The organism is Chlorobiota bacterium, from assembly GCA_016710285.1.
Lineage (GTDB): Bacteria > Bacteroidota > Ignavibacteria > OLB7 > OLB7 > OLB7.
Map to the genome: position 1 here is coordinate 615,206 of JADJXR010000001.1, position 12,349 is coordinate 627,554.

A 12,349-nucleotide genomic window follows, 5' to 3' on the forward strand; every position below is an offset into this window, starting at 1 on the left:
ATGAAAACACCATCGCTACTTCGCCGGATTTGGATGGCTGCGCCGGTTGTTATTGCCCTGTTCGGTGCGTTGCCAGCCATTGCGCAATCGCCCGCGGGCCAGCCCGGGCCAACGCCGCTGGCACCGATTTACGCACGGTATATCGGCGCGGATAAATTGTGGCGCGCACCGTACAACCTTACCGGAAAAGGGGACACGCTTGGGCTGTTTGAATTTGCTGGCGGCCCACTGCTGTTCCACCCTGAGCTTCAGCACTTGGTCCCCCGTTCCAACCACGTTGCCCCCGAGGACCAGAAGCCGGACCTGCACGCCACGCAAGTGATAGGCGTGATAACGGGGAAAGGAATTGACGCAGCCCACCGGGGCGTTGCGCGGGATATCCATGCCGATTTCTACATTGCCGACAACGGCGGCCCAAACCGTTTTTTGGCAGAAGTGGGCAAACGGAAATGGCGCGTCAGCAACCACTCCTACGGACCCGATTATGGATGGATCAACAAAAAAGGATTGTGGATTTGGGAAGGTGTCCGCGATGGCTCGCCAAACCAAGCCGACCGCGAGGACCCCGCGTTTGGCCACTACGGCCAGATGGCCCGCAGCATTGATTCGCTAATCAACAAGCTGCCGCAGCAGGTTGCTGTTTTTGCCGCAGGGAACCAGCGGGGGATTGGACCCGGCTCCGGCGAGAACTACATCTATGCAAGCAACGACGGCCCACAAGGAGCGAACACCGCAACGGTGAAGCATCCCAAAAATGGCGGCACAAATGGATATGACGTGCTGAGCGGAATGGGAACGGCAAAGAATGGGATTGTGGTGGGGGGCGTTGATTCCCTGAACCAATTATGGGCCAACAGCAACACCGGCCCAACCGACGACGGCCGCGTGAAACCCGACGTGGTTGCCCTGGCAAGCGATGTTCCGCTAGTCTGCACAAACGGAAGCGTCAACAGTGGCTACAGCGTCCGCTCGGGAACCTCGTTTGCAGCCCCGGCGGTTGCGGGAACGCTGATGCTTCTGGATCAGTATTGGCAGAAGTTCAATCCCACAACTCCGTTTACCGCTGCGATTGCGCGTGGGCTGCTGATCCATACCGCACGCGACATTGATAAAATCGGTCCCGACTACCGCACCGGCTGGGGAAAAGTGGAGGCCAATACCGCCGCAGACCTTATCCAACATAACTCAACAAACAACGGCTTCTCCATCCGGCAGGCGACGTTGAAGCAGGGGGAGACGTACGAGTTTTACATCAAGGCTTATTCTGGCGCACGGGTTCGGGCAACGATGGCATGGACCGATCCCCCCGCCGCCATTGCTTTAACACCAAACGGCAGGATCATCCTGAACGACCGAACGTCGAAGCTGGTGAACGATCTTGATATGCGGATGTACCAGGTGTTCACCAACGGGACCGTCAAGACCGATGAATGGTTCTCGCCGTTCGTTCTTGACCCCGCAAAGCCAACCGAGGAAGCCGACCGGGGCGATAACGTGGTTGATAACGTTGAGCAGATTTACTTCCGTGCCAACAATGTCTATCTTCCCGGCAAATTCGACTACGTCTATAAAGTGGTGATCAAACACAAAGGGACGCTTACCGGAGGGAAGCAAGATTTCGCGCTGCTGGTAAGCGGTGCTGCCGAGGTGCTGCTGCCACCAACCAACGTGAAAATTGCCACCGGAAGAATCGCGCCAAAAGGTGGGGCAGATTTTGCCGCCAACAGCGCGTTCGTAACGTGGGCTGGCGCGCCGGGCGCAACCCATTACGACGTCCGATACCGCATGGTTGGCAGCCCAACGTGGACGGCAATCAACAACGTCTCCAAAACGGAGGCGAAGCTCGATAACCTTCAAGCCGCCACCTACCAAGTGCAGGTGCGGGCGCGGCATGGGGCGGTGGTTAGCCCTTGGACCACGGTTGTGGAGTTCTACGGAAGCACGCCAGTACGGCCCGCCGAGGTCTGGATCACTCAGCAAAAAACCACCAGCGGGGTTGTGAACTGGTCCGCCGTGAGCGGCGCAACACAGTATGAGGTGAAATGGGCGCGGGTGGCCGGCGACAACACCGTGTTGGGAGGATGGTACAGCAAGGTGGTGAACGGAACTTCCACAACCATCAGCAACCTGTATCCGGACCAGTATTACGCCGTCTATGTCCGCACAAAATATCCGAACAACTTGCTGAGCGATTACAGCGATGGCGTTGGTTTCTGGACATCGCTTGATTGCAACAGCTACGAGCCAAACAACACCGCGCTGGACGCACGCAAAATCCGCGTGGGGGATTACGCCGATGGAAAGATTTGCAAGGGGGACAAGGAAGATTGGTTCATCATCTACAACCCCAGCGGATTGAAGAATCTGCAGGTGACGTTCTACGCCCACTCCAAGCCATTGAAGCTGACGATCTACCGCCAGCCGATCAACGGCGGTACCATTAGCGTGGTGCCAAACACCACCATCACCAACAACGGAACGCAGAGTGTGAAGGTGAACAACGCCGATTTTGCCACCTACAACTACTACGTGCAGGTGTGGGTCAACGACCCGAATATCACCTTCAGCGATACCGAGCCATACACGATTATCGCCACCACCAAAGCAACCCCCTACCAAGCCCACTGGGGTGACGGCGCGCCAACACCTTCCGCCAAACCAATCGCTGGGGAAACGGAGCAGGAACGTGGCGGAATCCAACTCTATCCCAACCCGGCCACCAGCAACGCCACGGTGAGCTTCAACGGAGTCCCTTCCGGGAGCAATGTCCGGCTGAGGGTGTATGATGCCAGTGGCAGCGTGGCATACTCCGCCCAGGGGGTTGTCTCCCCAATCGGCACCATCCTTCTGCCAACCGAAGGCTTGCCAGCGGGGGCGTACATGGTGGAAGCAATTGCCAACAACCAGCGGCTAACGTCACGGCTGATGGTGGCACGATAACGGAGAAACCCGCACCGGGGAACACCAGATGCGCGGGGGTTGCCAATCTGGCGGCCCCCGCGCACTGCGTTGCGCCGTGGGTTGGCGCAAATCGCTTATGTTGCCAACCACTGACTGATACGCTCACCAGATTCCGATGCGCTGCAATCCGAAGTTGATGACAGATATTGACTCACGTTGTAGCTCCCAATCCTTCCATATGATGTTGCCCGCTGCTGCCATGAGATTACTGCCTATCGCTCTCTTCCTTCTTCTTGTTGGCTGCGATGCCGGCAAAAGCCCTTCCACCGGAACCGCGACTGGAACCGCGAAGGCTGCCCGCCCGGCGTGGCTTCTTCCGGCAATGGTGGATAGCGTCCGATTGGCGATGGAGCAGGGGGAACGCACCGGCGATGTCCCCGTTGGCGCGTGTGTGGTGGTGGGGACTGGGGCCGGGCGGATCATCACCACCGGGCACAACACCACGCTGTCCGAGGGCAACGCTGCGGGCCATGCCGAAATCAACGCACTCACGAAGGCGATTGCGGCGGTTGGCGGGGCCAAAAATTTCTCGGCCATCCCCCGCGACAGCATCTTCCTTATCACCTCCTTTGAACCATGCCCAATGTGTGCCGGGGCAATCGCGTTATGGAACATCCCCCCTTCGCAGGTCGCCGTTTTTCTTCCCAAACTCCCCGAATGGAAAACGCCGGAGCTTCAGGCGGTCCAGCGGCTACGCGATGGCTGGGTTCTTACCGGCGACGACACCTTGCAGATTGAGTTCTTCTGCCGCCACGCCAGTTTCCGCGAAGCCTTCCCCCACAAGTGCCGATAGTTGACCCCACCCCCCGATTGCATCGGGGCAACAACCGGCCTTCGCCAAACCACCCGCCAACTTCCTCCCCTTCCCCGCCTCTTCCTTGCTCCCCGCAAATATTCCCCCCCAAACCTGATCTTCGTCATATCGAAATAATCTCTCCGGGGAATGTGATGTAGATCACAAAACAGCCCTTGCCAAAGGGTATAGATTGCCACCGATTTCTTACCAACTATCAACCATTCTACGGGGGATTGCACCATGCAACAGACTCGGTTTGATTCCGGCGCTGCGGTCGGATCGGGGAACCAACCGGAGGAGAAGTTTGTGCCGAAAGGGGCCATTACCTTCTTTCTGCTTCTTCTGGTGGCGTACACGCTGATGTGGTTCAGCATCTACTTCGACATGCTTTCACGGAGGTGATGATGGACAAGTACGAACAACGCGCCGTAATCGGCGGGGGCCTTCTGATGGCCATTTTCTTTGTTGCTGTGGTGATTGCCGCCACAGGGTTTGGGGTAACGGTTCCCACCTGCATCGTGGATGTGAAGCCGTTCAAACATGGGCAGCTTATCAAGTTGAGCGACCGGCATTACGAGCTTCATGCCGTGGCCAAGATGTGGTCCTTCGATCCGCCGGAAGTGACGATTCCCCCGGGAAGCCGGCTTGACATCTTCCTTACTTCGCCCGACGTTGCCCACGGCTTCAATATCGAGAAGACGAACATCAATCTTATGGCCATTCCGGGCCAAGTGACCTACGCCAGCCTCACGTTCGACCAAAATGAGTGGGGGAATTTTCGGCTGTTCTGCCACGAGTACTGCGGCATGAACCACCATGCCATGCAAGGATGGATTAAGGTTTGGCCAGCCGCTGCGCTTGGCACCACAAACCAGCCAATCCAGCAACCAGCAGCCGCAGCTGCGCCCGCAGCACAACCCGCCGACACAGCAAGCAAACAACCGAACGGAGGTACACACTGATGAGTCTTCGCCAAACAGCAATGAGCCTTGATCGCGGGCTGAAACGGCTGACGTTAATCCAACTTGCGGTGCCAATGGCCCTGCTGATTGTTGGCATCGGCGGCGGCCTGTTGCAGACGCTGATGCGTGCCGGCATTATCAAATCGCCGTCGGCATTGGGATTGGAGTATTACCAGGGGCTGACGCTCCATGGCATTATCAACGCGATTGTCTTCACCACATTTTTTGCCGTGGCGTTTGGCAACGCGTTGGTGAGTTATTCGCTTCGTGTGGCCATCAATCTGAAAATTGCGTGGCTGGCAAACTGGCTGATGCTGGTGGGCACCGTGATGGTTGCCGCAATGGTGTTTGCCGGGGAAGGCTCCGTTCTGTACACCTTCTATCCCCCGCTGAAAGCGCATCCGGTTTTCTACGCCGGGCTGGCGTTGTTTGTGGTGGGAAGCTGGGTGGCGTTCTGGAACTGGATTCCGCTGTACCTGCAATGGCGGCGCGAGCATCCGGGCCAGAAGACCCCGCTGGCGGTGGTTGGCATCTTCACCACGTTCATCGTCTGGCAGATCTGCACGGTTCCGGTGGCGTACGAGGTGATCGTGCTGCTGCTTCCGTGGTCGCTTGGGTGGACCGATACCATCAACATCGAGTTCGCACGGACGCTGTTCTGGTTCTTCGGCCACCCGTTGGTGTACTTCTGGTTGCTTCCGGCCTACGTGATGTTCTACACCATGCTTCCCAAATTGGCCGGCGGCAAACTGTTCAGCGACCGCGCCGGACGGCTTGCGCTGATGATCTTTATCATCCTCTCCATCCCCGTTGGTGCCCACCATCAGTTTGCCGAGCCGGGGATTGGCGCGCAGTGGAAGCTGCTCCACTCCTTCCTGACGCTTGGCGTAACCATTCCCAGCTTCATCACCGCCTTCACCATGGCGGCTTCGTTGGAGTATGCGGGGCGGCAGCGTGGGGCAAAAGGGCTGCTGAATTGGTTCGGGAAGCTCCCGTACTTCCAGGCCGACAACTACATGTTTGCCTATCTGTTCGTGGGGTTGGTGATCTTCTTCTTTGGGGGAATCACCGGAATCATCAACGCTTCCTACAACCTGAACAACGTGGTCCACAACACCGCCTGGATGCCAGGGCATTTCCACATGACGGTGGCCGGGCCGGTCTTCCTTGCGTTCATTGGGATGAGCCTGTACATGGTCCAAAAGATGACCGGGAAAAAGATCAAAGGGAAGCTGGCACTGGCCGTCCCCTACCTTTGGATGATCGGCATCGCAATCTTCTCCACCGGATTGATGCGTGGCGGGCTTCATGGCGAACCACGCCGCACCAACATGGGCCTTACCTATCTGAACCCAGAAAGCAGCCTGTATCAGCCGGAGTGGAAATTGTGGGTGATGATGACCGCAATCGGCGGGACGATCATGTTCCTGGCAATGGTCATCTACTTTGCGGTCTTCTTTGGCGCGCTGTTCGGGAAGAAGACCGAGGAAGAGGTTCTGGAATTCCCACTTAGCGAGGCGTACCACGACGAGAAGCCGGGGATCTTTGCAAACTTCAAGCCCTGGGTTATTGCGGCGATTATCCTGATTGTGGTCAGCTACACCCCGGTGCTGATTGACGTGATGCGAAGCACTGCCTACACCGCCCCGCCGTACGACCCGCACGTTCCATCCCAGCTCGCCAGTTCGAGCTTCCCCCCAACGTGGTGATTGACAACACGAAGTAACGGCTCCAGGGATCGTGAATTTTTTGCCGACAACAACGCACTATGGCCTAAGGGGGAGCAGGAATGTGTGGGAATCCGCACAGGCAGCGCTCCTGCTTCCCCTGATGGCCCTGCTATTGTTTGGGGGATGCGGCAGCCCCATTGCCGAACCATCACGCACCTACCAACTAACCGACCAGCATGGCCGCACCGTCATGTTCCCCAACGACTACCGTGGGCGGAGATTGGTGGTTAGCTACATCTACACCCACTGCCCCGACGTATGCATCCTGACAACATCGGGGATTGAAAAGGTCCGGCAGCAGCTTGCCGCAAAGGCGGCCAAAGGGGATGTCGCTTTCGTCTCCATCACGCTGGACCCCCGCCGCGACGACACCGCCGCGCTTCGCCAATACGCCGAACTTCGCGGAACCGGAACGCAAAACTGGCAATTCCTCACTGGCACGGAATCAACCGTTGATTCACTGCTGGATGATATGGGGCTGATCCGGCGCAGATCATATATTGAACAGGGAACCAGCGGCCAGGAAGTGTACTTTATTGACCACGACGACCCCGTGGTGCTGTTCGACCGCAACGGGACGCTCCAAGACCGATTCAAAGGGACCGAGCTGGAACCCGAGCGTGTTGCCCAAGCAATCCGCGAACTGCCATAACCAGAACCTCCATCATGCTCCAAAATCTATTCGATACCATTGCCAGACGCAACCTTAGCTTGGGGGCAGGGGTAGCTGTGATGCTTGCTGCGTGTGGCACTCCGCAGAACCATCAAACGGAGGGAGCAAACCGTGGCATCACCATCACACAAATATGGGGAACGCCTGGGCTTGCTGGGCGTGTTAGCGCAGCCTACGGGACAATTGCCAACCATGGAACGGAGCCAGATTCACTGATAGCTATCACCAGCACCGCCGCCCCTTCTATCGAGGTTCATCAGATGGTGGAGCAGGAAGGAATGATGCGGATGCGGGGGATGAAATGGCCGGTGGTGATTGCCCCGGGCGACTCCCTTGCGCTGGCCCCGGGCGGAACACACCTGATGCTGATGGACCTTCCGCAATCGCTAAAAGCTGGCGATAGCATCACCCTACGCCTTCGGTTTGCGCGGGCGGGTGAACGGGAGGTTCGGTTGGCAATAGGTGATAGATACCTACATTGAGCACGCAACAGACGCACCAATCAACCAACTGGGACACAACATCATGAAGACCATCTCACACTACGCACTGATTGCATTTGCCGCAAGCATGACGGCCATTGTGGCCTGCGGCGGCGGCGAGGAACCGAAATTCCACACGCCATCGCCAGCCACGCCATCGGTGCAGCCAACCGTTACGCCAACGCCATCGGCACCCGCCGGGGCGCAGCCGCCAGCAGCAGCCGGGGACCAGAACGCAGCCGCCAAACCTGCCGAGGGAGCAGCGGGGGTCAGCGATGAAGTGCTGGCAAAAGGGGCAACCGTGTACAAGGAATATTGCCAAACCTGCCACCAGGCCGGTGGCGAAGGAACCGCCGGAGTCTTTCCTCCGCTTGCCAACTCCGACTTCCTGAAAGACAAAGCGAAATCGTTGGATGCGATTCTCAACGGATTGCAAGGGGAGATCACCGTCAATGGGCAGAAGTACAACAACGTGATGGTGAAGCTGCCAAGCAACTACGATAACGAAGCCGCATCGGCAGTGATCAACTACGCCGTGCAACGCTTCGGCGGCGGCGCATGGACAACAACGGCGGACGAGGTCGCAAAAACGCGGAAGTAAAACGCGGCTACGGCAGCAAATAAACAACGGAACAAACGACGGGCAGCGGAAAGGCTATGAAGCCTTCGGCTGCCCGTTGTTTATTAGTCAGTGTTGTTGCGGCCTTTGCTCACTTGGCCACGTTCATCATGCGGGTGAGGCGTTGGGTGGGGGTTTCTAAGATGTACAGGTACGTCCCGCTGGGGAGCACTCCTGCGTTGAACCGTACCACGTACCGACCCCGGCGCGAGACTCCATCCACCAATCGCAAGACCTCCTGGCCCAGCGTGCTGACCACGCTCAGCCGCGTTTGACCGCCTTCAATCAGCTCGTACTCAATCTCTGTTTCCCACGTCACAGGGTTCGGGCGGTTCGGCTTCAGGATTAGCTTCCCTTCTGCCTCAATCAACCGCAGCGTCCCGAATCGGCAGATACCATTCAGTCGGAACTCCCAGGCTCCACTTCCACCTCTCCGCTTCCGCTGCTCAGGTTCACATCCGTCAGCTTCAATGCCGTTGTCTCCGCGTTCCCAAGCGTCGCGACGAACTCATAACTCCCCACTTCCCCGCTCGTGAAGCCAGCAGGCAACTCGCCGCTCACTCCAATCAATCGCTCTCCATCCACCACGCTCCCCGTCGGCGTTGACCCCGCAGGATAGAGCAGGCTGCTGTTGAACCGCAGCACACCGCTGAAGCTCAATCCTCCCGCTCCTGCAAAGCCGCCATCGCCAACTTCGACCAAACTCCAACCTTCACTCGCTCCCTGCCGATGCTTCAAGGCTTGGCAGCTTCAGCGTCAATCGCCCGCTCTGCTCCCCCTTCCCGCGAACGTTCGCACTTGCCGTGACTTCGCACGGAAGGCTTGTTCGCGCTGTCGCCGTTGTTGATTGCTCGCCCGATTCCGGAGCGTAGCTGATGGTGGCCCACACCGTGTCCCCAGGAGCAATCTCCGCTGGCAACCCTGGCTCCGTGGACGATACTTGGAACGGCGATCCCACCCCCGCAATCCCTTCCACCCGAACCGCAACCCCGCCAACGTTGACGAACCCAACCCGACCACTGGCCGATTGACCAACTTGCTGTGCCCCAAAATCAAGATCAATCGCCTGCAGCTTCGGCGTGACTCGCTGGCCGGTCACCACCACCCGCTTCGTGATCCCGCACGGCGAAAAACGCAACTCCATCGCTTCGGCAAACGAGCCTTCAGCCGGCGGCGCGAAGCTCACGCTTACCCCTTGTTCCACCCCGTCCGGCAGCGATTGCCCGGCAACGTTGCCAACTCCAAACGGACCTCCAACACTCGCCGAAACAATCACTCCATCGGACCCAGAAAAACGAATCGGCAATCGCTGGCTCACCGTCGAATCGCCACACATCACCACGCGACCGAAGCTCACCGTGTCGGGAAGCTCAACGCTCACTCCTTGCTTCTGGCCCAGGAGCTGCGCGCCCAGCGAACCTCCGCATGGCTCATACTCCGCCTCGATCGTTCCCGAGTGGCTTCCGCTGCTTGACGGGCGGTAGCTCACCGTCACCGCAAGGCTGTCACCAGGGGGGATCACCGCCGATGATGGAGCCACCAGATACTCGCCGCTGCTGGAGTAAAGTCGCGTCACCCGAAGCTCGATCTCCGAGCCGTTCCGAAGCATGATCGTCGTGTCGCGGCTGGTTGCGCAGCCGGTCAGCGTCCCGAAATCTATCACCCCAATCGGCGCAAGCTCCGGCGTTACCACCCGACCCGACAGCCGCAGCCGCAACGTGTCGAGGCAGCTTCCGCTGGCGTATCCAAGCCGAAGATCATCGCTGAAAGCTCCCGCAGCGACGGGGACGTAGCGCACCGTCAGTTGCAGGCTATCCCCGGCCACGATCGTCGCTGGAAGGTTCGGCGATGCCACCGAAAATGGAGCCGAGACGACCCCGGGGCTGATCGTTGCTGGCGCGGTTCCGTTGTTCCGAATCACCACCACTGTGTCGCGTGGCGTGGCTTGGCAGCTGGCCGCCAGCCCGAACTCCATCGCCCCGTGCGAGATGCTCACCAGCGATTGCTGCTTCTCCCCGCGAAGCGTGATCCGCGCCGTCGCGCCGCATTGGTCGCCGACAAGCTCCACCTCCTCGGCAATGCTCCCCGACGACTGCGGCGAGAACCTCACGGTGATCGTTCGGCTCTCCCCGGGGGCCAGCACCACTGGCAGCCCGGCAACGCTGAAGCTGGTTCCGGCAATCCGTGCTTCGGTGATCTCCATCGGCGCGTCGCCGCTGTTGGTGAGGGTGATTGCTGTGTCGCGTGTGGAGGTGCAGCCGTCCAGCGTGCCGAAGTCTATCACTCCAGCGGTGCTGAGTTGTGGGCGAAGGACGCGGACCTCCACCGAGTCAACGGCGGTGCAGCCGGAGGAGTCGGTGATCGTCACCCGATAGGTGGTGGTTGCGGTTGGGCGTGCGGTTGGGTTCTGGCAATCGGCGCAGGAGAGGCTGGATGATGGAGTCCATTGGATTGCCGCTGGCGTGCGCCCGGCAATCATTGGCGAAAGAACCGTGCTGGAGTCGGCGCAGATGGAGCGGCTGGGTCCGGCATCCACGGTTGGTTGGGGAGCAACGGTGAGCGTGACGGTGTCGCGCCAGATGCAGCCGTTGGAGCTTGTGACGGCAACGACGTAGCTGGTGGTGGAGTCGGGCGCGGCCAGCGGGGTGCGCGCTGCGGTGTCGCTAAGTCCCAGGCTTGGGCTCCAGCGGTAGGTGATGGGCGGAACGCCTTGCTCCAGCACACCCCCCAGCAAAACGCTGGCACCGCGACAGATGGTGGTGTCGGCACCGGCGTTCATTTTTGGCGGTGAGAGGATGACGACGTTGAGGGTATCGCGGGCGATGCACCCCTCGCGATCGGTGACAGTGAGGATGAAGAGAGTGGAGCGATCAACCTTGACGGTTTGGAGGAGTTGATTGCGGCTGGAGATGAGTGGATGGGGGTTCCACTGGTAACGGTAGGGTGGCGCGCCATCGGAGGCATTGGCACCGATGGTGATGGAGTCGCCAAGGCAGACATAGCGCGTGAACCCCAGCTCAACCTTCGGCGGCTGGCGAACGGTGATGCGGATGGAGTCAATCTTTTGGGCGGTATCTTGACAGGGCAGATCCCCGGCGATTCGCAATGCGCGGACTTTGTAGGTGGTGGTGGTCAGTGGGCTTGCAATGGCGGTGGTGGGGGTGATGGAGCTTAGCCCTGTGGTTGGCGACCACGAGATTTGTGTTGCATTGCCAAGCGCAGAAAGTTGGACCGATCTCCCCTGGCAGATCACGGTATCGGAGGCTTTCAGCGATAGCGAGACGACATTGGCCGCCGGGGTAATCGGCCCCCCCCCCTCGTGATAGAGGTTCTGGACTTGGCTCTCGTTAAGGGCTGTGTCGTACAGCCGAATATCATCAATCGCTCCGGTGAAATAGGAACCAAGCCGGCTAATGCCTTGCCCTATCCAGATACCATTCGTTGTTGTCAGCGAATCGAAGGAGTTGACCATAGAATCTTTGTGGTTTCTGACTCCATCAACATAGCAGCGATATTTTTGTTCAGCAGGGTTTCCTGGGGCCCAGTCATAGACCATCACCACATGGTGCCATCGTCCATCGGCAAAGTCATTGCCTGAGGATGTAGCATCGTTAGCCCCAGCACTTACATGTGGAGCGAATGCAATCCGATACCCTGGGGTAACATCCGTTGGGTCTCTTAACTCTATAGTATATCCGAATTCTTTATAGGATGCGGTGGCAATGCCACTTGAAATCAATGTTCTTCCAACTGATCGGGTAGTTATGCAGGATTTGAACCAGAGGGAGATGGAGTAGCTCCATCGGAACGCCAACGCCTTGGAGTGAGGGATGGAGATGTAATCGTTGACACCATCGAAATTATACGCCGAGAGCGGATTGCCGAAGCGGTCGGCAACCAACACAGCTCCCCCATGAACAGTGCCATGATGCCCATTCCCGCTGGCATCGTTGGCGTTGCCGTTGAAGGGGTAAAACGCAGCCATCGGTTGTCCCTGCCCTGTGGTGATGGAAGCCAGTGTTATCCAGAGTACGATTGCTATGGTTCTCATTACTCTTCTTGATGAATGGAGATGCAAGAACGGTGAGGGAAAAATCTGACAACCGGAACTTACGGCCTGCCTCCC

General features: G+C 58.6%; 11 protein-coding genes. 8 read left to right on the forward strand and 3 right to left on the reverse strand.

Features of this window, described 5'->3' with window-relative positions; genetic code table 11:
- From IPM61_02200 to IPM61_02235, 8 genes are all read left to right on the forward strand, one after another.
- On the forward strand, positions 1–2,940 hold the full coding sequence (locus IPM61_02200) for a S8 family serine peptidase (protein ID MBK8910118.1): 2,940 nt from the start codon (positions 1–3) through the stop codon (positions 2,938–2,940).
- Positions 2,941–3,160: 220 nt separating this feature from the next.
- Positions 3,161–3,754 (forward strand): nucleoside deaminase, encoded by a 594-nt coding sequence (locus IPM61_02205; protein ID MBK8910119.1) that lies wholly within the window; start codon positions 3,161–3,163, stop codon positions 3,752–3,754.
- Between the two features lie 243 nt (positions 3,755–3,997).
- Complete coding sequence (locus tag IPM61_02210) at positions 3,998–4,159, forward strand: hypothetical protein (protein MBK8910120.1); 162 nt, start codon at positions 3,998–4,000, stop codon at positions 4,157–4,159.
- Between the two features lie 2 nt (positions 4,160–4,161).
- Positions 4,162–4,719 carry a cytochrome C oxidase subunit II gene (locus IPM61_02215; GenBank protein MBK8910121.1) on the forward strand — a complete coding sequence of 186 codons (558 nt, stop codon included), beginning with the start codon at positions 4,162–4,164 and terminating at the stop codon, positions 4,717–4,719.
- Positions 4,719–6,428, forward strand: coding sequence for a cbb3-type cytochrome c oxidase subunit I (locus IPM61_02220; GenBank protein MBK8910122.1), 1,710 nt, complete (start codon positions 4,719–4,721; stop codon positions 6,426–6,428). Before IPM61_02215 ends, IPM61_02220 begins: the two co-directional genes overlap by 1 nt.
- A 121-nt stretch (positions 6,429–6,549) precedes the next feature.
- The gene (locus tag IPM61_02225; protein MBK8910123.1) at positions 6,550–7,101 is read left to right on the forward strand and encodes an SCO family protein; all 552 of its coding nucleotides are present in this window, start codon (positions 6,550–6,552) and stop codon (positions 7,099–7,101) included.
- A 14-nt stretch (positions 7,102–7,115) separates the two neighbouring features.
- Positions 7,116–7,604 carry a copper chaperone PCu(A)C gene (locus IPM61_02230; protein ID MBK8910124.1) on the forward strand — a complete coding sequence of 163 codons (489 nt, stop codon included), beginning with the start codon at positions 7,116–7,118 and terminating at the stop codon, positions 7,602–7,604.
- 43 nt (positions 7,605–7,647) lie between these two features.
- The gene (locus IPM61_02235; GenBank protein ID MBK8910125.1) at positions 7,648–8,205 is read left to right on the forward strand and encodes a cytochrome c; all 558 of its coding nucleotides are present in this window, start codon (positions 7,648–7,650) and stop codon (positions 8,203–8,205) included.
- Positions 8,206–8,314: 109 nt separating this feature from the next.
- Here the strand turns inward: IPM61_02235 and IPM61_02240 are convergent, their stop codons facing one another.
- From IPM61_02240 to IPM61_02250, 3 genes are read right to left on the reverse strand one after another with little or no spacing between them, the layout of a single operon-like run.
- Positions 8,315–8,593 carry a T9SS type A sorting domain-containing protein gene (locus IPM61_02240; GenBank protein MBK8910126.1) on the reverse strand — a complete coding sequence of 93 codons (279 nt, stop codon included), beginning with the start codon at positions 8,591–8,593 and terminating at the stop codon, positions 8,315–8,317.
- 29 nt (positions 8,594–8,622) lie between these two features.
- On the reverse strand, positions 8,623–8,925 hold the full coding sequence (locus IPM61_02245) for a hypothetical protein (protein ID MBK8910127.1): 303 nt from the start codon (positions 8,923–8,925) through the stop codon (positions 8,623–8,625).
- A gap of 10 nt (positions 8,926–8,935) precedes the next feature.
- The gene (locus tag IPM61_02250) at positions 8,936–12,274 is read right to left on the reverse strand and encodes a choice-of-anchor D domain-containing protein (protein ID MBK8910128.1); all 3,339 of its coding nucleotides are present in this window, start codon (positions 12,272–12,274) and stop codon (positions 8,936–8,938) included.
- Between the last annotated feature and the right edge of the window lie 75 nt (positions 12,275–12,349).

What these genes read in the sequence shown, in the direction of transcription:
- IPM61_02220 (MBK8910122.1), top strand. Translation starts at nt 4,719, where the DNA reads ATGAGTCTTCGCCAAACAGCAATGAGCCTTGATCGCGGGCTGAAACGG.
- IPM61_02210 (MBK8910120.1), top strand. Translation starts at nt 3,998, where the DNA reads ATGCAACAGACTCGGTTTGATTCCGGCGCTGCGGTCGGATCGGGGAAC.
- IPM61_02205 (MBK8910119.1), top strand. Translation starts at nt 3,161, where the DNA reads ATGAGATTACTGCCTATCGCTCTCTTCCTTCTTCTTGTTGGCTGCGAT.
- IPM61_02225 (MBK8910123.1), top strand. Translation starts at nt 6,550, where the DNA reads ATGGCCCTGCTATTGTTTGGGGGATGCGGCAGCCCCATTGCCGAACCA.
- IPM61_02235 (MBK8910125.1), top strand. Translation starts at nt 7,648, where the DNA reads ATGAAGACCATCTCACACTACGCACTGATTGCATTTGCCGCAAGCATG.
- IPM61_02250 (MBK8910128.1), bottom strand. Translation starts at nt 12,274, where the DNA reads ATGAGAACCATAGCAATCGTACTCTGGATAACACTGGCTTCCATCACC.
- IPM61_02200 (MBK8910118.1), top strand. Translation starts at nt 1, where the DNA reads ATGAAAACACCATCGCTACTTCGCCGGATTTGGATGGCTGCGCCGGTT.
- IPM61_02230 (MBK8910124.1), top strand. Translation starts at nt 7,116, where the DNA reads ATGCTCCAAAATCTATTCGATACCATTGCCAGACGCAACCTTAGCTTG.
- IPM61_02215 (MBK8910121.1), top strand. Translation starts at nt 4,162, where the DNA reads ATGGACAAGTACGAACAACGCGCCGTAATCGGCGGGGGCCTTCTGATG.